This window comes from Plantibacter sp. VKM Ac-2885 (genome assembly GCF_015351205.1).
Classification (GTDB): Bacteria; Actinomycetota; Actinomycetes; order Actinomycetales; family Microbacteriaceae; genus Plantibacter; species Plantibacter auratus.
In genome coordinates, this window is the sequence record NZ_JADKSK010000001.1 from 2,347,425 (window position 1) to 2,369,340 (window position 21,916).

At 70.0% G+C, this 21,916-nt stretch carries 19 protein-coding genes; all 19 read left to right on the forward strand.

Translation table 11 applies throughout. The features are described from left to right. Positions 1-17: 17 nt before the first annotated feature. Positions 18-275 carry a DNA-directed RNA polymerase subunit omega gene (gene rpoZ, locus ITJ66_RS11240; RefSeq protein ID WP_056005756.1) on the forward strand — a complete coding sequence of 86 codons (258 nt, stop codon included), beginning with the start codon at positions 18-20 and terminating at the stop codon, positions 273-275. Between the two features lie 201 nt (positions 276-476). After that, positions 477-1,670: a methionine adenosyltransferase gene (metK, locus tag ITJ66_RS11245; RefSeq protein ID WP_192017946.1), complete on the forward strand. Its 1,194-nt coding sequence runs from the start codon at positions 477-479 to the stop codon at positions 1,668-1,670. Between the two features lie 26 nt (positions 1,671-1,696). After that, complete coding sequence (locus tag ITJ66_RS11250; protein ID WP_370582623.1) at positions 1,697-3,631, forward strand: primosomal protein N'; 1,935 nt, start codon at positions 1,697-1,699, stop codon at positions 3,629-3,631. A gap of 28 nt (positions 3,632-3,659) precedes the next feature. Further along, positions 3,660-4,589 (forward strand): methionyl-tRNA formyltransferase, encoded by a 930-nt coding sequence (gene fmt / locus ITJ66_RS11255; RefSeq protein ID WP_194644616.1) that lies wholly within the window; start codon positions 3,660-3,662, stop codon positions 4,587-4,589. Beyond that, entirely contained in the window at positions 4,586-6,073 is a 1,488-nt protein-coding gene (locus tag ITJ66_RS11260) for an RsmB/NOP family class I SAM-dependent RNA methyltransferase (protein ID WP_370582624.1), read from the forward strand. The genes fmt and ITJ66_RS11260 overlap by 4 nt, the downstream gene beginning before the upstream one ends. Before the next feature lie 10 nt (positions 6,074-6,083). Next, complete coding sequence (rpe, locus tag ITJ66_RS11265; protein ID WP_137241677.1) at positions 6,084-6,752, forward strand: ribulose-phosphate 3-epimerase; 669 nt, start codon at positions 6,084-6,086, stop codon at positions 6,750-6,752. Positions 6,753-6,817: 65 nt separating this feature from the next. Beyond that, positions 6,818-7,081 (forward strand): phosphoribosyl-ATP diphosphatase, encoded by a 264-nt coding sequence (locus ITJ66_RS11270; protein WP_064293847.1) that lies wholly within the window; start codon positions 6,818-6,820, stop codon positions 7,079-7,081. A 76-nt stretch (positions 7,082-7,157) separates the two neighbouring features. Further along, positions 7,158-7,997 (forward strand): ATP phosphoribosyltransferase, encoded by an 840-nt coding sequence (gene hisG / locus ITJ66_RS11275; protein ID WP_064293848.1) that lies wholly within the window; start codon positions 7,158-7,160, stop codon positions 7,995-7,997. Positions 7,998-8,044: 47 nt separating this feature from the next. After that, entirely contained in the window at positions 8,045-8,809 is a 765-nt protein-coding gene (gene hisF, locus ITJ66_RS11280) for an imidazole glycerol phosphate synthase subunit HisF (protein ID WP_079002513.1), read from the forward strand. Continuing rightward, positions 8,806-9,195 (forward strand): phosphoribosyl-AMP cyclohydrolase, encoded by a 390-nt coding sequence (gene hisI, locus ITJ66_RS11285; RefSeq protein WP_079705938.1) that lies wholly within the window; start codon positions 8,806-8,808, stop codon positions 9,193-9,195. Before hisF ends, hisI begins: the two co-directional genes overlap by 4 nt. Positions 9,196-9,208: 13 nt before the next feature. Then, positions 9,209-9,901: a Trp biosynthesis-associated membrane protein gene (locus tag ITJ66_RS11290; protein WP_194644617.1), complete on the forward strand. Its 693-nt coding sequence runs from the start codon at positions 9,209-9,211 to the stop codon at positions 9,899-9,901. Positions 9,902-10,016: 115 nt separating this feature from the next. Beyond that, positions 10,017-10,247, forward strand: a complete 231-nt coding sequence (locus tag ITJ66_RS11295) for a DUF6704 family protein (protein WP_079705940.1) — start codon at positions 10,017-10,019, stop codon at positions 10,245-10,247. 2 nt (positions 10,248-10,249) lie between these two features. Next, entirely contained in the window at positions 10,250-11,026 is a 777-nt protein-coding gene (gene trpC, locus ITJ66_RS11300; RefSeq protein ID WP_137241675.1) for an indole-3-glycerol phosphate synthase TrpC, read from the forward strand. Then, on the forward strand, positions 11,023-12,273 hold the full coding sequence (gene trpB, locus ITJ66_RS11305) for a tryptophan synthase subunit beta (protein ID WP_370281926.1): 1,251 nt from the start codon (positions 11,023-11,025) through the stop codon (positions 12,271-12,273). Before trpC ends, trpB begins: the two co-directional genes overlap by 4 nt. Continuing rightward, entirely contained in the window at positions 12,270-13,082 is an 813-nt protein-coding gene (gene trpA / locus ITJ66_RS11310) for a tryptophan synthase subunit alpha (RefSeq protein WP_194644618.1), read from the forward strand. The genes trpB and trpA overlap by 4 nt, the downstream gene beginning before the upstream one ends. 75 nt (positions 13,083-13,157) lie before the next feature. Then, positions 13,158-14,171 carry a prolipoprotein diacylglyceryl transferase gene (gene lgt, locus ITJ66_RS11315; protein WP_194644619.1) on the forward strand — a complete coding sequence of 338 codons (1,014 nt, stop codon included), beginning with the start codon at positions 13,158-13,160 and terminating at the stop codon, positions 14,169-14,171. A gap of 118 nt (positions 14,172-14,289) precedes the next feature. Then, positions 14,290-18,852 (forward strand): glutamate synthase large subunit, encoded by a 4,563-nt coding sequence (gltB, locus tag ITJ66_RS11320; protein ID WP_194644620.1) that lies wholly within the window; start codon positions 14,290-14,292, stop codon positions 18,850-18,852. Further along, positions 18,845-20,302: a glutamate synthase subunit beta gene (locus tag ITJ66_RS11325; protein WP_194644621.1), complete on the forward strand. Its 1,458-nt coding sequence runs from the start codon at positions 18,845-18,847 to the stop codon at positions 20,300-20,302. Before gltB ends, ITJ66_RS11325 begins: the two co-directional genes overlap by 8 nt. Before the next feature lie 92 nt (positions 20,303-20,394). Further along, on the forward strand, positions 20,395-21,810 hold the full coding sequence (gene pyk / locus ITJ66_RS11330; protein WP_079705946.1) for a pyruvate kinase: 1,416 nt from the start codon (positions 20,395-20,397) through the stop codon (positions 21,808-21,810). Positions 21,811-21,916 lie beyond the last annotated feature (106 nt).

A 21,916-nucleotide genomic window follows, 5' to 3' on the forward strand; every position in this document is an offset into this window, starting at 1 on the left:
GAGGAGTGTGAACCTGCATGGCTGACAAGCTCAAGGGCATCATCGACCCGCCCATCGACTCCCTGCTCACCAAGGTCGAGTCCAAGTACGCACTCGTGATCTTCGCGTCCAAGCGCGCGCGCCAGATCAACGACTACTACGCCGACCTCCACGAGGGCAGCCTGTTCGACAACGTCGGGCCGCTGGTCGACTCGTCCGTCGAGGACAAGCCGCTCTCGATCGCGATGCACGAGATCAACGAGGACAAGCTCCAGATCAAGCCGATCGCCGAATAACGCTTCACCACGACGAATCCGCCGGGCGCCAGACGACCGGCGGATTCGTCGTGTCGGGCCCGTTCCCACCACCGCGACGCCCTGCGTCACAGGCGGACGACGTGTCCGAGGCCTCGACTAGAGTGATCAACGGTCGGGCCCCGGAACACCACGACGGCCGATCCCTCCACCATCGCATCACCACTTCCGACGGGAGACCGCATGACCGAGCTGCGCCTGTTCACCTCCGAATCCGTGACCGAGGGGCACCCCGACAAGATCTGCGACCAGATCTCGGACAGCATCCTCGACGCGCTCCTCGAGGTGGATCCGCGCAGTCGAGTCGCCGTCGAGACGCTTGTGACCACCGGGCTGGTCCATGTCGCCGGTGAGGTCTCCACGAGCGGCTACGTCGACATCCCGACGATCGTCCGCGAGCGCATCCGGTCCATCGGCTACACCTCGTCCGACATCGGATTCGACGGCGACTCCTGCGGCGTGAGCGTGTCGATCGGCTCGCAGTCCGCCGACATCGCCGCCGGAGTCGACCATGCCTTCGAGTCCCGCGAGCAGTCCAGCGTCGACGCCTACGACCTCCAGGGCGCCGGCGACCAGGGCATCATGTTCGGGTTCGCGACCACCGAGACGCCGCAGTACATGCCGCTGCCCAGCTGGATCGCGCACCGTCTCGCCGAGCGACTCGCCGAGGTCCGCAAGTCCGGCCAGCTCGACTACCTGCGCCCGGACGGCAAGACCCAGGTCACCATCGGGTACGACGGCTTCCTCCCGAAGACCGTGGAGACGGTCGTGGTCTCCACGCAACACAATCCGGGTGTCTCCACGGAGCAGCTCCGTCGCGACGTCCAGCGTCACGTCATCGAACCGGTCCTCGCGACGGTCGACCTCGACAGCTCGAACGTGACGCACCTGATCAACCCGACCGGCATCTTCGTCGTCGGTGGCCCGATGGGCGACGCCGGGCTCACCGGACGCAAGATCATCATCGACACCTACGGCGGAGCGGCTCGACACGGCGGTGGGGCCTTCAGCGGGAAGGACCCGTCGAAGGTGGACCGCTCGGCCGCATACGCCATGCGCTGGGTGGCGAAGAACGCGGTCGCCGCCGGATTCGCCGAACGTCTCGAGGTGCAGGTCGCCTACGCCATCGGCAAGGCCGCGCCGGTCGGACTCTACGTCGAGACCTTCGGGACGGCCCACGTGCCGGAGGCGGACATCACGCGCGCGATCCGCGACGTCTTCGACCTCCGTCCGGCCGCGATCATCGCCGACCTCGACCTCATCCGCCCCATCTACGCCGCCACGGCGGCGTACGGGCACTTCGGCCGCGAGCTCCCTGACTTCACGTGGGAGCGTCTCGACCGGGTGGAGGCGTTGCGGTCAGCAGCCGGGCTGTAGCCGTGATCGGCGCGAGGGTCGCCAGGGTGGTACTCGACTCCCCGTTGCCACAGCTCGACCACCTGTTCGACTACGCCATCCCCGACGAACTGGCCGACGACGCCGTGCTCGGCGCGCGCGTCTCGGTGCCGTTGCGCTCGGCCGGACGGTCGGCGAACGGGTTCATCGTGGACCTCGCCGACTCGAGCGAGTTCGGCGGGGCGCTCAGCCCGCTGAGCTCGGTCGTGTCGTCGGTACCGGTCCTGACCCCGACCCTGTGGACGCTCGCTCGCCGTGTCGCGGATCGCAGCGCCGGCAGCGCGATGGACGTGCTGCGTCTCGCCATCCCGCCGCGACAGGTCCGGGTGGAGAAGACCTGGGCGGCCGCGACCCCGCCGGAGCCTCCGTCGGTCGAGCGGCGCACCGTCCCGGGGTTCGCCCCCGGCACCCTCGACCGTCTCGCGCCGGGGGAGCGGTACGCGGTCAGCGCGATCCCCACCCTGACCGCGACGAGCGCGGGCGTATGGCTCCCCGACTGGTCCTTCACGCTGGCGGCTCTCGCCGTGAACCAGCTGTCCGAGGGGAGGAGTGCGATCCTGTGCGTCCCCGACTACCGGGACGTCGAACACCTCCTGGCGGCGCTCGACGACCTCGGCGTCAGTGCCGCGGTCGCGAGGGCCGACGCCAAGCAGACCCCGGCTGCTCGCTACCGCTCCTACCTGGACGGACTGCATCCGGTGCCCCGGATCGTCGTCGGCAACCGGTCGGCCGTCTATGCACCGGCGCACGACCTCGGACTCATCGCCCTCTGGGATGACGGCGACCCCCTCCACCAGGAACAGCTCGCCCCCTATGTGCACGCCCGCGACGTCGCGCTGACCCGGCAGGAGATGAGCGGCTCCGCACTCGTCTTCGCGGCGCACTCGCGCAGCACCGAGACCCAGCGACTCGTCGAACTCGGCTGGCTGCGCGAGGTCGGACCGACCCCGCCGGTACGACCGAGAGTCGTCGTGTCCCGGGCGAGCGGCGACGACGCCATGACGAGCCAGGCGAGGATCCCGTCGAGCGCCTGGCGCGCGGTCGACGAGGCGCTGCATCACGGACCCGTGCTGGTCCAGGTCGCGCGGCCGGGGTACGCGCCGCACCTCGCCTGTCGACGGTGCGGGACGAGGGCCCACTGCTCGGTGTGCCACGGTCCACTCCAACTCGCCACAGCCCGTTCGCAGCCCTCCTGCCGGTGGTGCGGTCACCTCGCGGCAGGGTGGTCGTGCGAGACCTGCCACGACACCGCGTTCCGCGTCACGGCCGCCGGCACCGGCCGGACCGCCGAGGAACTGGGCCGGGCGTTCCCCCGGTACCGGGTCGTGGTGTCGGACGGCGACGCCCCCAAGTTCGAGGTCGGCCCGGAGCCGGCGCTGGTGATCGCGACCCGCGGCGCGGAGCCCGTCGCAGCGGGCGGCTACGCCGCCGTCCTCCTGGTCGACGCCGACCGCATGCTGGCGCGGGAGTCGCTCCGTGTCGCCGAGGACTGCCTGCGGTGGTGGTCGAACGCCGCAGCCCTGGCCGCTCCACGCGCGCCGGTGCTCCTGATCGGCGTCGAGGCCCCCGTGGCGAACGCCTTCGCCCTCTGGCAGCAACCGCGGTTCGCGAGCGACGAGCTCGCCGAGCGCCGAGAGCTCGGGTTCCCTCCCGCGGTCCGGAGCGCGACCCTCACCGGCACCCGCGACGCCGTCGACGCCGCTCTCACTGCGCTGCCCGCCGAGTACCGAAGCCGCGTGCTCGGCCCGACCGTCGACGAAGCGGGGGACAGCGTCGCGATCCTGCGGGTCGACTACGGCCACGCCAGGGCGGTCGCCGAGCAGTTGCGGGCGACCGTCGTCGCGCAGGCGGCGAAGCGTCGACGGCCGACGCCCGGCAGGCGGGCACCGAAAGCCCCGCCTACACTCAGAGTACGATTCGACGATCCGGAGATGCTGTCATGATCCACCCCGTCCACGAAGTCCGAACCGCATGAGGCTGGTCTTCGCCGGCACCCCCGCCGTCGCCGTCCCGACGCTCGACGCCCTCGTCTCGGCCGGGCACGAGATCGCGGCCGTCGTGACCCGACCCGACGCCCCGCTCGGCCGCAAGCGGGTCCTGACCCCGTCGCCGGTGGCAGCGGCCGCCGAACGGCTCGGGCTCCCGGTCATCCGCGCTGCACGGCTCGACGACGACGCGACCGCGCGGATCGTCGCGCTCCGTGCGGAACTCGGCGTGATCGTCGCGTACGGCGGGCTCGTCCGTGAACCCCTCCTGTCCGCGCCGGCACACGGTTGGATCAATCTGCACTTCTCATTGCTGCCGGCCTGGCGCGGCGCGGCGCCCGTCCAGCGGTCCGTGATGGCCGGAGACGCGGTCACTGGTGCGTCGGTCTTCCAGCTCGTGCCGGCTCTCGACGCCGGAGACGTCTTCGCGACCGTGGAGACGCCCATCGGCGAGGGCGAGACCTCGGGGGAGCTCCTCGACCGCCTCGCCGAGCTCGGCGCACCGCTCACCGCGGAGGTCGTCGCCGCCATCGCCGCCGGCACCGCGGTCGCGGCCCCGCAGCAGGGCGAGGTGTCGCTCGCGCCGAAGCTCGACGGCCAGGACGGCCGCATCGTCTGGGACCGCCCCGTCGCCGACGTGTGGTCGCAGATCCTCGGGGTGACCCCCGAGCCGGGCGCGTTCACCCTCCTCGACGAGGCACGGCTGAAGGTGCACCGCGCCGTCCCCGTGTCGACGATGCCGACGGACCCGCCGGCGCCCGGGACGATCGTGTCCGTCGACGGCCTCGTCCTGGTCGGCACGGCGGACACACCGTTGCAACTCCTGCAGGTGCAGCCGGCCGGGCGCACGGCGATGCCCGCCGCCGACTGGTGGCGCGGTGCGTCCGCTGGAACCGATCGGCTGGTCACCGCGTGAGCGGCCAGCAGCCAGAGGGCCAGCGCCGCCGCGACCGACGGCCCCGCGACGAGGAACCCCGACGCGGACGCCAGCGTCCCACCCGGCCGCGTGACTCGGCGACCGTGCAGCCGGCACGCCGAGTGGCCTTCGACGTCATCCACGCCGTCAGCACCTCGGACGCCTACGCGAACCTCCTCCTGCCGCACCGGCTGGCCGAGGCGAAGTTGAGTCCGGCGGATGCCGGCCTCGCGACCGAGCTGACGTACGGCACCCTCCGCCGACGCGGGTACTACGACCGCGTCATCGCGCACGCGGCCAAGCGTCCCGTGACCGAGATCGACGACGCGATCCTCGACGTCCTGCGGCTCGGTGCCCATCAGCTGCTCTCCATGCGCGTCGCAGGCCACGCCGCCGTGAACGAGTCGGTCGAGCTCGCCCGGTCCGCCGGTTCGCGGTCGGCGGCCGGCTTCACCAACGGTGTCCTCCGCACCATCTCGCGGACCGAACCCGCCGAGTGGGAGCGGATCCTGCTCGGTGAGGTCACGAACGACACCGATCGCCTGGCCGTGAGCACCGCCCACCCGTCGTGGGTCGTTCGGGCCATCAGACAGGCGCTCGACCTGCAGGACCGCGGCGACGAACTCGAGGAGGCGCTGGCCGCGGACAACCTCGCCCCACAGGTGAACCTCATCGCGCTCCCAGGGCTCGCCGACCGGCCCGAGGACGCCGAGCCGAACCGCTTCTCCCCGTACGGCTTCCGGAGCCCCGGCGGCGACCCGGTCCAACTCGTCGGGACCGGCGGCGGGCGCCTCCGCGTCCAGGACGAGGGCTCGCAGCTCGCCGCGCTCGCGCTGACGCGGGCGGTACCGGTGCGGCCCGGCGAGCGATGGCTCGACCTCTGCGCGGGGCCGGGTGGCAAGGCGGCGCTGCTCGCAGCCGAAGCCCTCGCCGGGGAGGCACGTCTCGACGCGAACGAACTGGTCCCCGCGAGGGCCCGTCTCGTGGAACGCGCCCTCGCAGGTGTCCCGCTCGACGTGTCGGTCTCGACCGCCGACGGCACGAAGCTCGCTGCGGAGCATCCCGGGACCTACGACCGCATCCTCCTCGACGCCCCGTGCACCGGGCTCGGCGCACTGCGACGACGCCCGGAGGCGAGGTGGCGCAAGACCCCGAAGGACGTCTCCGAACTGACCCGACTGCAGGGCTCACTGCTCGACGCCGCCATCACCGCGCTCGCTCCCGGCGGGATCGTGGCGTACGTGACGTGCTCGCCGCACGTCGGCGAGACGGCACTGATCGTGGAGAGCGCCCTGCGAGCCCACCCCGGGATGGAGCGACTCGACACCTCCGCGGTGCTCGACCAGGTCACGACCGAACCGCTCGACGCCGCGGCGCCCGGTGGCGCGGTCCAGCTCTGGCCGCACCGCCAGGGCACCGACGCCATGTACATCGCGCTGCTCCGCAAGCCCGCGGAGTCGGCCGGACCCACTGTCGATCGATAGGCTCGAGCACATGTCCGCGCGCATCAACCCGAGCATCCTGTCCGCCGATTTCGTGAACCTCCAGGCCGACCTGGAGCGGATCGCGAGCGCCGACCTCGTCCACGTCGACGTCATGGACAACCATTTCGTCCCGAACCTCACGTTCGGTCCGCAGATGGTCGGTCGCATCCAGGACGTGTCTCCGGTCCCGCTCGACGTCCACCTCATGATCTCGGACGTCGATCGATGGGCTCCCGGCTACGCCGAGCTCGGGGCGTTCTCGGTGACGTTCCACGCCGAGGCCACCAGCGACCCCGTCGCCCTCGCCAGACGCCTGCGTTCCATCGGGGCACGTGCCGGGATCGCCGTGAAGCCCGGCACGCCCATCGAGCCGTACCTGGAACTCCTGCCGGAGTTCGACCAGGTGCTCGTCATGACGGTCGAACCGGGCTTCGGCGGACAGTCGTTCATGCCGGAGACCATGCCGAAGCTGCAGGCGCTGTCAGCCGAGGTCGCACGCACCGGTCTCGACGTCTGGCTCCAGGTCGACGGCGGGATCTCCGCGGACACGATCGGGATCGCGGCCGCCGCCGGTGCCGACACCTTCGTCGCGGGGTCGGCCGTCTACAGCGGTTCCGATCCTGCCTCGAACATCGCGCTCCTCCGGGCCGCAGCCGAGGCGTCGACGCACACACACTGACTCGGCTGGCCGGTCGAGCGCCCCCGCGGTGCGCGCCGCCGCCCGGAACCGGTACCCTGGAGCACGTGAAAACCTTCGACGAGCTGTTCGACGAGCTGCGCCTGAAGGCCGAGACCCGGCCGGAGGGTTCCGGCACCGTCCGCGAACTGGACACGGGTGTGCACGGCATCGGGAAGAAGATCGTCGAGGAGGCCGCCGAGGTCTGGATGGCGGCCGAGTACCAGAGCGACACCGAGACGGCCGAGGAGATCTCGCAGCTGCTCTACCACGTGCAGGTGATGATGGTGGCGAAGGGGCTCACCCCCGCCGACGTCTACCGACATCTGTAGGAGCACGTCGCGGCGCATGCGCCGCGCCTCCTGAACACCCTGTCGAGACACCATCGCACAACACGAAAGTCACCCCATGCTGAGAGTCGCCGTGCCCAACAAGGGCTCGCTGTCCGAGACCGCCGTCGAGATGCTGCAGGAGGCCGGCTACGCGACCCGTCGCGACACCAAGGAGCTCCACGTCGTCGACGCACGGAACGACGTCGAGTTCTTCTACCTCCGTCCGCGCGACATCGCGACCTACGTCGGTTCCGGCGCCCTCGACATCGGCATCACGGGGCGCGACCTGCTCCTGGACTCGCACTCCGCCGCGACCGAACTCGCCGAGCTGGGCTTCGGCGGCTCGACGTTCCGCTTCGCCGGACCGGCCGACGAGTTCTCCGAGCTCTCCGATCTCGCGGGGAAGACGGTCGCCACCAGCTACCCCGGCCTCGTCGGCAACTTCCTCCGCGACGCCGGAGTGGATGCGACGCTCGTCCACCTCGACGGTGCGGTCGAGTCGGCCGTCCAGCTCGGGGTCGCGGACGCGGTGGCCGACGTCGTGTCCACCGGCACCACCCTCCGGAAGGCCGGCCTCGGCATCTTCGGCCCGGTGATCCTCGACTCCACCGCCGTGCTCATCGCGTCGCCGGAGACGAAGCCCACCACGGCGACGCTCATCCGCCGACTGCAGGGCGTCCTCGTCGCGCGGCAGTACGTGCTCGTCGACTACGACCTCCCGGTCCGGCTGCTGGAGCAGGCGACCGCCGTCGCCGGTGGCATCGAGTCGCCGACGATCTCGCCGCTCCGCGACCCCGAGTGGGTGGCGGTCCGGGTCATGATCCCTCGCGGCGACGCGAACGACGTCATGGACCGCCTCTACGAGCTCGGCGCACGCGCCATCCTCGTCACGGCCATCCACGCCGCCCGACTCTGAGTCGCCCCTCCATCATCACCCGTCCCAGTCGCATTGCGGAGGCCTCCGTGTCACTCGCCACCCGAGTCATCCCCTGTCTCGACGTCGCCGACGGGCGCGTCGTGAAGGGCGTCAACTTCCTCGACCTCCGCGACGCCGGCGACCCCGTCGAACTCGCGAAGCGCTACGCCGAGCAGGGCGCCGATGAACTGACCTTCCTCGACGTCACGGCCACCGTCGCCGAACGCGACACCACCTACGACCTCGTCAGCCGCACCGCCGAGCAGGTCTTCATCCCGCTCACGGTCGGCGGCGGGGTCCGCTCGACCCAGGACGTCTCGCGGCTGCTGGCCAGCGGGGCGGACAAGGTCGGCGTGAACAGCGCCGCGATCGCCCGGCCGGAGTTGCTGGGGGAGATCGCCGACCGCTTCGGCGCTCAGGTCCTCGTCCTCTCCCTGGACGTGAAGCGACACGCCGGCAGCGCATCCGGATGGATCGTCACGACACACGGCGGCCGACGTGAGACCGAGCTCGACGCGCTCGCCTGGGCCACCGAGGCGATCGAACGCGGTGCGGGCGAGCTGTTGGTGAACTCGATCGACGCCGACGGCACCAAGGCCGGGTTCGACACCGAGCTCATCAGCGCCATGCGCGAGATCAGCCGGGTTCCGGTCATCGCGTCCGGGGGAGCAGGCCGCCTCGCCGACTTCCCACCCGCGATCGCCGCGGGTGCCGACGCCGTCCTCGCCGCGAGCGTCTTCCACAACGGCGAGTTGACGATCGGCCAGGTCAAACAGGAACTCGCCGACGCCGGTTGGACGGTGCGGGCATGAGCGCGGACATCACCATCCCCGTGGGCGCCGATCCGGAGACCGCGATCGGCCAGCTCACCTTCGACGCGCAAGGCCTGCTCCCCGCGATCGTGCAGCAGTGGGACTCCCGCGAGGTGCTCATGCTCGGGTGGATGGACGCCGAGGCCGTCCGCCGGACGATGACCGAGGGTCGGGTCACCTACTGGTCCCGCTCACGACAGGAGTACTGGCGCAAGGGGGACACCTCCGGCCACGTGCAGTTCGTCCGGGCGCTCGCCTACGACTGCGACGGGGATACCCTGTTGGTGGAGGTCGATCAGCACGGTGCCGCCTGCCACACGGGCACGCGCAGCTGTTTCGACGGCCGGAGCCTCGACGTCGTCGCAGCGCCATCGCCGACACCATGAATCGAGTTGGAGCATGACCGAGAGCACTGCAGCACCCCAGTCCGGGCCGGTGGAGCCGCCGAGGCCCGACGAACGGTCCGAGGCTGACGAGCTCGAGTCACGAGCTCTGCGCAGTCGTCAGCGCCGCCTGAAGACCCTGCTCCTCGTCACCGCCGTCCTCGCCGACGCGCTCATCCTCGCGGCGTGGACCCAGACCTGGCTCTCGATCAGCCTCGTGGGCGTCGGCCCGCACTCCGGCGCGCTCGACGTGGTCGGCTCCGTCGCTGCTCCCGCCCTCTCGGCACTCGCCCTCGCCGGTCTCGCCCTCGTCGCGGCGCTGGCCATCGCCGGGCCGGTGTTCCGCATCATCCTCGGCCTGCTGGAGACCGTGATCGGCGCCTGCGTCATGATCTCGTCGATCGCGGTGCTCGCCTCGCCGGCGACCGCGGGCGCGGCGGCCGTCACCGAGGCCACGGGCGTCGCCGGAAGCCAGTCGACCATCGACCTCGTCGCGGCGACCACGCTCACCGCCTGGCCGGCGATCACCCTGGTGCTCGGCGTCGTGCTCGGACTCGCCGGGCTCGCGACCGTGCTCACCCACCGCCGGTGGCCCGGTCCGTCGAAGAAGTACCAGGCGGTCCGGTTCACGCAGGTCGAGACGGCCCCGAGCGCCGACCCGGTGGGCGCCTGGGACGACCTCAGCCGCGGCGACGACCCGACGCGCTGACCGCTCCGCCGAACCACGACGGCACCCCGGGCCACCTGGGAACTCGTGGCCCACGCACGGAACCGCGCACCGCTTGCCGGTACACTGGAACCCGCACTCGCACAGAAGGAGAACCATGAGCACCGACCCCTCGGACCCCGGCCACGGACACTCGCCCGCCGCCTGGACGGCCGTGATCATCATGTTGGTCGCGTTCGCCGCCGGTACGGTCTTCTTCTGGCTCGACATGCCCGTCCTCGTCTGGGCCTCCGCCGGCGTCCTCCTCCTCGGGTGGATCACGGGCGGTGTCCTCGCCAAGGCGGGATACGGCGTCGGCGGGTCCAAGACCGTGGCGAAAGAGCACTGAACATGCTCGCCGACCTCATGGCCGGCGCGAAGGAGGACGCTCTCGGGCGCCTCGCGGGCCGTCCGGCTGCAGTCGTCGAAGCCGCTGCTGTCGAGGCCCCTCCGGCCATCGACGCCCTTGCTGCGCTCGCCCCGGCCGACCAGGTCAAGATCATCGCCGAGGTCAAGCGGTCCAGTCCGTCCCGCGGCGCGTTGGCCGACATCCCCGACCCTGCGCTCCTCGCCTCGCTCTACGAGCAGGGTGGTGCCAGCGCGGTCAGCGTGCTGACCGAGGGTCGCAAGTTCGGTGGTTCGCTGCAAGACCTCGAGGCCGTCCGGGCCGCGATCCGCATCCCGGTCCTACGCAAGGACTTCATCTCCCTGCCGTACCAGGTCTTCGAAGCCCGGGCATCCGGCGCCGACCTGGTCCTCCTGATCGTCGCCGGACTCGACCAGGCCACGCTGTCGTCGCTGCACGAACTCGTCCTGCAGCTCGGCATGACCCCGCTGGTGGAGACCCACTCCGCCGAGGAGCTGGCCAGAGCGAGCGACATCGGTGCCCGGCTCATCGGCGTCAACGCGCGGAACCTCAGCACCTTCGAACTCGACCCACACCTCTTCGGATCGTTGACCGACCGTTTCCCCGCCGACGCCGTCAAGGTGGCCGAGTCAGCTGTGCTCCGCGCCGCCGACGTCGCCGCCTACCGACGTGACGGCGCCGACGTCGTCCTGGTCGGCGAGGCGCTCGTCACCGGCGACCCCGTCGCCACCCTCGAACAGTTCCTGGGAGCCACCGCATGACCATGTCACCAGCCACCCCCGCCCACGCGGAACCGACGCACCTCCGAGACGAAGCCGGTCCGTTCTTCGGCGACTTCGGCGGACGCTACATGCCCGAGGCGCTCATCGCCGCGGTCGATGAACTCGCGACGGCCTACGAGGCCGCCAAGGCCGACGAGAGCTTCCAGGCCGAGCTGACGACGCTGCTCCGCGACTACGCCGGCCGCCCGTCGATCATCACCGAGGTGCCACGCTTCGCCGCATCGGCGGGTGGTGCGCGCATCTTCCTCAAGCGCGAGGACCTCAACCACACCGGGTCGCACAAGATCAACAACGTCCTGGGGCAGGCGCTCCTCACGAAGCGCATCGGCAAGACCCGCGTCATCGCCGAGACGGGGGCCGGTCAGCACGGTGTGGCCACGGCCACCGCGGCAGCACTCTTCGGCCTCGACTGCACGATCTACATGGGCGAGGTCGACACCGAGCGTCAGGCGCTCAACGTCGCCCGCATGCGACTGCTCGGCGCGACCGTCATCCCCGTGACGACGGGCTCGCGAACCCTCAAGGACGCCATCAACGAGGCGTACCGCGACTGGGTCGCGTCGGTCGAGACCACGAACTACATCTTCGGCACCGCAGCGGGCCCACACCCGTTCCCCGTCATGGTCCGCGACTTCCAGAAGATCATCGGAGAAGAGGCCCGCGCACAGCTCCTCGAGCTGAACGGGTCACTGCCCGACGCGGTCGTCGCCTGCGTCGGTGGCGGCTCCAACGCCATCGGCATCTTCCACGCCTTCCTCGACGACGCGGACGTCGCGCTCTACGGGGTCGAGGCTGCCGGCGACGGCGTCGACACCCCACGGCACGCCGCGTCCATCGGCCGCGGTCGTCCGGGTGTCCTCCACGGTGCACGCACCTTCGTCCTGCAGGACGACGACGGCCAGACCGTCGAGTCCCATTCCATCTCCGCAGGCCTCGACTACCCGGGCGTCGGACCGGAGCACGCCTGGCTCGCCGACACCGGGCGGGCGACCTACGTCCCCGCGACGGACGCCGAAGCGATGGAGGCCTTCCGACTCCTGAGCCGCACCGAGGGCATCATCCCCGCGATCGAGTCCGCACACGCGCTTGCCGGGGCCATCGTGCTCGGCAAGGAACTGGGCCCCGAAGCGACCATCCTGATCAACCTCTCCGGGCGCGGAGACAAGGACGTCGAGACGGCTGCGACCTACTTCGGGCTCCTCGACGAAGCCGGGCGGAACGCATGACCGCCCCGGCCACCGACCACACGACGGTCTCACCGGTCGCATCGGCGATCGACGCGGCCTCCGTGGACCGCCGCGGCGCCCTCATCGGGTACCTCCCCGTCGGGTTCCCCGACCTCCAGACGAGTATCGACGCCGCCATCGCGCTCGCGCAGAACGGCGTCGACGTCCTCGAGCTCGGCGTGCCCTACTCCGACCCCGTGATGGACGGAGCGGTCATCCAGGCCGCGACCATGACCGCCCTCTCGGAGGGGTTCCGGTTGCGCGACGTCTTCACGGCGATCAGCGCCATCCGCGCCGCCGTGGACGTCCCGGTCCTCGTCATGACGTACTGGAACCCGGTGCTGCAGTACGGCGTCGAACGCTTCGCCTCAGACCTCGCCGCGGCCGGCGGAGCCGGGCTCATCACCCCCGACATCACCCCCGACGCCGCGGCGGACTGGCTGGACGCCAGTGAACGCCACGGCCTCGACCGGGTCTTCCTCGCAGCTCCGACGTCGAGCGACGAGCGCCTGTCGCTGGTGACCGAACGCTCCCGCGGCTTCGTCTACACCGTCTCCACGATGGGCATCACCGGTGCTCGGCAGGACCTCGACGCCGCCGCGAAGACCCTCGTCGGCCGACTCCGCACGGCGGGGGCGCAGCACGCGTGCGTCGGCATCGGCATCTCGACCGCCGACCAGGTGCGCTCGGTCCTCGAGTACGCCGACGGAGCCATCGTCGGATCCGTGTTCGTCAAAGCACTCGCCGACGGCGGTGTCCCGGCGATCACCGAGGTCGCCCGTTCACTCGCGGCCGGCACTGCCCGCTGAGGGTATCCTCAGCACGTCGGCGATGCTGAAAGCCCTACACTCGATCAGAGTTCGTAACGAAAGGCGACCACTGCAGTGATTGCACCCCTCAGCATCCCGAGCCCGAACCCGGACATCGCGACCTTCAGCGTGGGCCCGTTCACGGTGCACATGTACGCGCTCTGCATCATCGCCGGGATCATCGCCGCCACCATTCTCACCTCCCGGCGGCTGACGAAGCGCGGCGCCGAGCCGGGCATCGTGCTCGACATCATCCTGTGGGCCATCCCCTTGGGGATCATCGGTGCGCGGATCTTCCACGTCCTGACCCACCCCGGCGACTACTTCTACCCGGGTGCCGACCTCCTGCGGACGCTCTACATCTGGGAGGGCGGCATCGCGATCTTCGGTTCGCTCATCGGTGGAGCGGTCGGCGCCTACATCGGCTGCCGCATGACCGGTATCCGGTTCTGGACCTTCGCCGACGCCCTCGCGCCCGGCCTGCTGCTCGCCCAGGCGTTCGGTCGCCTCGGCAACTACTTCAACCACGAGCTCTACGGGCTCCCCACGGACCTGCCCTGGGGCCTCGAGATCGAGGCCAGCAACCCCGCGTTCCCGATCGGTCTGCCCGCCGGCACGCTGTTCCACCCCACGTTCCTGTACGAGATCATCTGGAACCTGCTGGGGGTGGCCGTCATCCTCTGGATCGGACACCGCTTCAACCCGCAGTGGGGCCGCCTGTTCGGTGTCTACCTCATCTGGTACGGCGCCGGTCGCACGGTCTGGGAGACCATCCGGATCGACCCGAGCGAGTACCTCTTCGGCATCCGCGCCAATGTCTGGGCCGCGATCCTCGCGATCGTCGTCGGACTCGCGATCATCGTCATCCAGTCGCGTCGCCACACGGGTGCCGAGCCGTCGCCGTACGTCCCCGGCCGTTCCTGGGCCGATCCGAAGGCTGCGGTAGACTACTACGACACCGACGCGGAGAACCTGGGGCTGCGCAGTGCCTCCGCCGACGACGATGCCGACGGATCAGACCGCACTGCGTCATCCAATCCGTCGTCCGAAGCCACGGTCGCCACAAGCAAGACCGGCTCTCGCTCCTAGGCTGAACGCACCCTCGTCGGCCCGGTGGATCCCGGCTCAGCAGGGGATCCATCACCCGTTTCGTCCCAGGGCCAGCGACGTCCCCCTTCTGATCCCCTTTCGTGAGGACGGTAATTCCATGGCGCATGCACCGTACGCTTCGTTCAGCTCGGTTCCGCCCAAGCAGGGCATGTACGACCCGGCGAACGAGAAGGACGCCTGTGGCCTGGCGATGGTCGCGACCCTGACGGGCGAGGCCTCGCACAGCATCATCGACGCGGCCCTCGGTTCGCTCCGCAACCTGGAGCACCGCGGCGCGATCGGTTCCGACGCCGGGACCGGCGACGGCGCGGGCATCCTCACCCAGATGCCCGACGCCTTCCTCCGCGGCGTCGCCGGATTCGACCTGCCGCCGCTCGGTGCGTACGCCGTGGGCATCGCCTTCCTGCCCACCGACGCCTCCGAGCGCGCACAGCTCCAGACGCGCATCGCCGCGATCGCCGCCGAGGAGGAACTCACCGTCCTCGGCTGGCGTGAGGTGCCGGTCGACCCCGACGAGCTCGGGAAGCTCGCCCGTGCGGCCATGCCGGCGTTCGAGCAACTGTTCGTCACCGGGTCCGGCGCCTCGACGCCGACCGGGATCGCCCTCGACCGACTCGCCTTCCGGCTCCGGAAGCGGGCGGAGCGCGAGCTCGGCGCATACTTCATCTCCCTGTCGAGCCGCACGCTCGTCTACAAGGGCATGGTCACGACGCTCCAGCTCGAACCGTTCTACCCCGACCTGTCCGACGAGCGGTTCGCGACCAAGCTCGCCATCGTCCACTCGCGGTACTCCACCAACACGTTCCCGTCCTGGCCGCTCGCCCAGCCGCTGCGCATGATGGCGCACAACGGCGAGATCAACACCGTCGAGGGCAACCGCAACTGGATGCGCGCGCGGCAGTCGCAGCTCGAGTCCGAGCTGATCGGCGACATCCGGCCGCTGCTCCCCATCATCACGCCCGGAGCGAGCGACTCCGCCTCCTTCGACGAGGTCCTCGAGCTGCTGACGCTGACCGGACGGTCCCTTCCGCACGCCATGATGATGATGGTGCCCGAGGCCTGGGAGAAGCAGACCGGGTTGTCGCAGGAGCGACGCGACTTCTACGAGTTCAACTCCATGCAGATGGAGCCATGGGACGGTCCGGCCGCCCTCACCTTCACGGACGGCTCACTCGTCGGCGCGACCCTGGACCGGAACGGCCTGCGTCCCGGTCGCTGGCTGGAGACGACCGACGGTCTCGTCGTCCTGGGTAGCGAGATCGGCGTCCTCGACGTCGACCCGAGCCGGGTCAAGCGCAAGGGCCGCCTGCGCCCCGGAAAGATGTTCCTCGTCGACACCGAGGCCGGGCGGATCATCGAGGACGACGAGATCAAGGACGAGCTCTCGGCGTCGGCACCCTGGGGCGACTGGCTCGACGCCGGACGCATCAACCTGAGCGACCTGCCGGAGCGCGAGCACATCGTGCATACGCCGGCATCCGTCACCCGCCGCCAGCGGACCTTCGGGTACACCGAAGAGGAGGTGCGCATCCTCCTGCAACCCATGGGCCAGAACGGTGCGGAGCCGCTCGGCGCGATGGGGTCGGACACCCCGATCGCGGTGCTCTCCGACCGCCCTCGGCTCCTGTTCGACTACTTCGTGCAGCAGTTCGCCCAGGTCACCAACCCGCCGCTCGACTCGATCCGCGAGGAGGTCGTCACCTCGCTGAAGCTCGGGCTCGGCCCGGAGCGCAACCTCCTCTCGTGGGGCCCCGAGCACGCCAAGCAGGTCGTCCTCGACTTCCCGGTCATCGACAACGACGAGCTCGCCAAGATCCAGCACATCGACCCGAACCCGGCGAGCCCGCTGACGACGACCGTCAAGGCGCTCTACCGCGTCGAGGACGGCTCGGCCGGACTCGAGACGCGCCTGCGCGAGATGTGTGACGAGGTCGACCAGGCGATCCTCGCCGGCTTGGAGTTCATCGTCCTGAGCGACCGTGACTCGAACTCCGACCTCGCGCCGATCCCGTCGCTGCTCTCGCTCGCCGCCGTGCACCACCACCTCATCCGCGCCGAGAACCGGATGAAGGTCGGGCTCGTCGTCGAGGCCGGCGACGTGCGCGAGGTCCACCACGTCGCGCTGCTCATCGGCTACGGCGCCTCCGCGATCAACCCGTACCTGGCCATGGAGAGCTGCGAGGACCTCGTCCGCAGCGGCCTCATCCAGGGCGTCACCCGCGAGCAGGCCGTCAAGAACGTCATCAAGGCGCTCGGCAAGGGCGTGCTCAAGATCATGTCGAAGATGGGCATCTCCACGGTGTCCTCCTACGCCGGAGCACAGGCCTTCGAGGCCGTCGGCCTGAGCCAGCAGCTCGTCGACAGCTACTTCACCGGTACGGAGACGAAGCTCGGCGGTGTCGGCATCGAGGTGATCGCCGAGGAGAACGCGAAGCGTCACCGGTACGCGTACCCCGAGGACGCCGCATCGACGGCCCACGAACGCCTGCAGTCCGGCGGCGAGTACCAGTGGCGTCGCGACGGTTCGCCGCACCTCTTCAACCCGGAGACGGTCTTCAAGCTGCAGCACGCGACCAAGACGCGCCGGTACGACATCTTCCGCGAGTACACCCACATGGTCGACTCCCAGGCGGCCCAGCTCATGACGCTCCGCGGGATGTTCACGCTCCGTGCCGGTGCGCGGCCGCCCGTCCCGCTCGACGAGGTCGAGTCGGTCGCGTCGATCGTGAAGCGGTTCTCGACCGGGGCGATGAGCTACGGTTCCATCTCGCGCGAGGCGCACGAGACGCTGGCGATCGCGATGAACAGCATCGGTGCCAAGTCGAACACGGGTGAGGGCGGCGAGGACGTCGACCGTCTCCTCGACCCGACGCGCCGCAGCGCGATCAAGCAGGTCGCCTCCGGCCGGTTCGGCGTGACGAGCATGTACCTCACGCACGCCGACGACATCCAGATCAAGCTCGCCCAGGGCGCGAAGCCCGGTGAGGGCGGGCAGTTGCCGCCGACGAAGGTCTACCCGTGGGTGGCGCGGACGCGGCACGCCACTGCGGGCGTCGGGCTGATCTCGCCGCCGCCGCACCACGACATCTACTCCATCGAAGACCTCAAGCAGCTCATCTTCGACCTGAAGCGCGCGAACCCGAAAGCCCGGATCCACACCAAGCTGGTGAGCCAGTCCGGCATCGGTGCGGTGGCCGCGGGCGTCGCGAAGGCGCTCTCGGACGTCATCCTCGTCTCCGGTCACGACGGCGGAACCGGCGCGAGCCCGTTGAACTCCCTGAAGCACGCGGGCACACCGTGGGAGCTGGGCCTCGCTGAGACGCAGCAGACCCTCATGCTCAACAACATGCGCGACCGCGTCGTGGTGCAGGTCGACGGTCAGATGAAGACCGGACGCGACGTCGTCATCGGCGCACTGCTCGGCGCGGAGGAGTTCGGCTTCGCGACGGCACCGCTCGTCGTCTCCGGGTGCGTCATGATGCGCGTGTGCCACCTCGACACCTGCCCGGTCGGCGTCGCGACGCAGAACCCGGTGCTGCGCGAGCGGTTCACCGGCAAGCCGGAGTTCGTCGTGAACTTCTTCGAGTTCATCGCCCAGGAGGTGCGCGAGTACCTCGCCGAGCTCGGGTTCCGGACGCTCGAGGAGGCGATCGGCCACAACGAACTGATCGACGCCGACCGGGCGATCGACCATTGGAAGGCGTCCGGGCTCGACCTGGCCCCGGTCCTCGTGGGTCCCGTCTTCGCCGACGACGAGCCGCGGATCAACCGCCGGCCGCAGGAGCACGAGCTCGAGAAGCACTTCGACCAGCAGCTCATCACGGCCGCCTCGGACGTGCTCGAACACGGCGGCCACTTCTCGGTCGACCTGCCCATCCGCAACACGGAGCGGGCGGTCGGCACCATGCTCGGCCACGAGGTCACCCGACGACACGGCGAGAACGGGCTCCCGGCAGGGAGCATCGACATCACCCTGCGCGGCTCGGCCGGGCAGTCCTTCGGTGCGTTCCTCCCCGGCGGCATCGCCCTGCGGCTCATCGGCGACTCGAACGACTACGTCGGCAAGGGCCTGTCCGGTGGACAGATCGTCGTCCGGCCATCCGAGCGCGCAGCCTTCGCGCCCGAGGAGAACGTGATCGCCGGCAACGTCATCGGCTACGGCGCGACCCAGGGCACCATGTTCCTGAGCGGGATCGTCGGCGAGCGGTTCCTGGTGCGCAACTCCGGCGCCACGGCGGTCGTCGAAGGCGTCGGTGACCACGCGCTCGAGTACATGACGGGTGGTCTCGCCGTCATCCTGGGTCAGACCGGCCGGAACCTCGGCGCGGGCATGTCCGGCGGCACGGCCTACGTGTTCGACCTCGAACGCGACCAGGTCAACCGCGACTCCCTCGCATCGGGGGAGCTCACCCTGTCCGAACTCGACAGTGCCGACGCCGAGATCGTCCGCGATCTGCTCGAGCGGCACGTCGTGGAGACCGGTTCTCCGCTGGCCGGCCGCCTGCTCGCCGACATCGAGGACTCACTCGCCCGCTTCGTCAAGGTCCTGCCGCGTGACTACGCGGCAGTCCTGGCGACCCGACAGACCGCACTCGACGAGGGGCTCGACCCCGACGGCGACATCGTATGGAACCGAATCCTGGAGGTGACCGGTGGCTGATCCCAAGGGATTCCTGAAGGTACCGGAGCGCGAGCTCCCGAAGCGCCGGCCCGTGCCGGTCCGCATCATGGACTGGAAAGAGGTCTACGAGCAGAGCGACCCCGCGACCGTCCGCAAGCAGGCTGGTCGCTGCATGGACTGCGGCATCCCGTTCTGCCACCAGGGCTGCCCGCTGGGCAACCTCATCCCGGAGTGGAACGACCTGACGTGGCGAGGCGAAGGACGCTCGGCCATCGAGCGGCTGCACGCCACGAACAACTTCCCGGAGTTCACGGGTCGTCTCTGCCCGGCGCCGTGCGAGAGTTCGTGCGTGCTGGGCATCAACCAGCCCGCCGTGACCATCAAGCAGGTCGAGGTCTCGATCATCGATCAGGCGTTCGCCAACGGGTGGGTCGAGTCCCACCCGCCGGAGCGGCTGACCGGCAAGACGGTCGCCGTCGTCGGTTCCGGTCCGGCCGGTCTCGCCGCAGCCCAGCAGCTGACGCGTGCCGGCCACACGGTCGCGGTCTACGAGCGCGACGACCGCATCGGCGGCCTGCTGCGCTACGGCATCCCCGACTTCAAGATGGAGAAGAAGCACCTCGACATCCGGTTGAAGCAGATGCAGGACGAGGGCACCCGGTTCCGCGCCGGCGTGAACATCGGGGTCGACATCAGCTGGGACGAGCTCCGCGCCCGCTACGACGCCGTCGTCATCGCCACCGGCGCGATGGTGCCGCGCGACCTCCCGATCCCCGGTCGTGACTTCTCTGGGGTCCACTTCGCGATGGAGTACCTCGTGCAGGCCAACCGCGTCGGCGCCGGAGACACGGTCTCCGATCAGATCACGGCGGAGGACAAGCACGTGGTGGTCCTCGGCGGCGGCGACACCGGTGCCGACTGCATCGGCACGGCGCACCGTCAGGGTGCCGCCTCCGTCACGAACCTCGCCATCGGCACGCAGCCGGCGGGGGAGCGGCCCGAGCACCAGCCGTGGCCCATGATGCCGACGCTCTTCGAGGTCGCGAGTGCGCACGAAGAGGGCGGCAACCGCGAGTACCTGGTGTCGACCGTCGAGTTCCTCTCCAACGAGGCCGGCGAGGTGCGGGCGATCCGCGTCGCCGAGACGGAGTTCGTCGACGGCCGTCGCGTGCCGAAGAGCGGTACCGAACGGGAGATCCCGGCCGACCTCGTGCTCCTCGCGCTCGGATTCACGGGCCCGGAGGGCGAGACCCTCGAGTCGCAGTTCCAGCTCCCCTTCACGGGGCGCGGCAACGTGGCACGGGAGCACGACTACCAGACCAACCAGCCCGGCGTGTTCGTCGCCGGCGACGCCGGTCGTGGCCAGTCCCTCATCGTCTGGGCGATCGCCGAGGGCCGCGCTGCGGCGTCGGCCGTCGACCAGTACCTCGAGGGCGAGACCCAGCTTCCCTTCCCGGTCCGTCCCACGGACCAGCCCATCTCCCTCTAGGCTTTCAGGCGGACGACAAGCGTCGGACGCATCATGCCGAGCAGTGAGTACCGAAGCGCCTCGTGCGCAGAAACAATGGAGAACACACACACATGAGACGAGCCAAGATCGTCGCAACGCTGGGGCCTGCAGTCTCCAGCTATGAGAACATCCGGGCCATCATCGATGCGGGGGTCGATGTCACCCGGATGAACCTGAGCCACGGCAGCTACGACGTGCACGAGGCCATCTACGCCAACGTGCGCAAGGCCACCGAGGACTCCGGCCGTGCCGTCGCCGTCCTGGTCGACCTGCAGGGCCCGAAGATCCGCCTCGGCAAGTTCGAGGGCGGCCCGTACGACCTCGCCGTCGGCGACATCTTCAAGATCACCATCGAGGACATCCTCGGCACCAAGGAGATCTCCTCGACGACGTTCAAGGGCCTGCCCCAGGACGTCAAGCCGGGCGACTTCCTCCTGATCGACGACGGCAAGGTCAAGGTCGAGGTCGTTGAAGCGGACGACACCGTCGTGACCACTCGCGTCATCGTCGCCGGCCCCGTGTCGAACAACAAGGGCATCAACCTCCCCGGTGTCGCCGTCAACGTCCCCGCGCTCAGCGAGAAGGACGAAGCGGACCTCCGCTGGGGGCTGCGTCTCGGCGCCGACCTCATCGCCCTGTCCTTCGTGCGCGACGCGGCCGACATCGACCGCGTCCACGAGATCATGGCGGAGGAGGGCCGGAAGGTCCCCGTGATCGCCAAGATCGAGAAGCCGCAGGCCGTCGAGAACCTCGAGAGCATCGTCGAGGCGTTCGACGCGATCATGGTCGCCCGTGGCGACCTCGGTGTCGAGCTCCCGCTCGAGGCCGTCCCGATCGTGCAGAAGCGCGCGGTGGAGCTCGCCCGTCGCATGGCGAAGCCGGTCATCGTCGCGACGCAGATGCTCGAGTCGATGATCTCCAGCCCCATCCCGACCCGCGCAGAGACCTCCGACGTCGCGAACGCGGTGCTCGACGGTGCTGACGCGGTCATGCTCAGTGGCGAGACGAGTGTCGGCGCCTACCCGGTCATCACGGTCCAGACCATGGCCCGGATCGTCGAGTCGACCGAGATCCACGGCCTCGACCGTGTTCCGCCGCTCGGCACGAAGCCGCGCACCCAGGCCGGAGCGATCACGCTGGCTGCCGTCGAGGTGGCGGACTTCGTCGAGGCGAAGTTCCTCTGCGTCTTCACCGAGTCGGGGGAGTCGGTCCGCCGCATGGCGCGTCTCCGCAACCGGATCCCGATCCTGGCGTTCACGCCCGACCCGGCCATCCGTCGTCGGATGGCGCTGAACTGGGGCGTCGAGTCCTTCGTCGTCGAGCGCGTCACGCACACCGACCAGATGGTCGCCCAGGTGGACGAGGTCCTCGTCGCCACGGGCAAGGCCGCCGTCGGTGAGCCGGTCATCATCATCTCCGGTTCCCCTCCCGGAATCCCCGGGACGACGAACGACATCCGCGTCCACAAGGTGGGCGACGTCCTCTAGTCGTCGACAGCAGCGAAGGCCGTGGTCCTCCCGTACGGGGACCACGGCCTTCGTCGTCCGCCGGGTGTGCGGTGGCACCGCGATTCCGGACGCCGTGGGTCTAGCC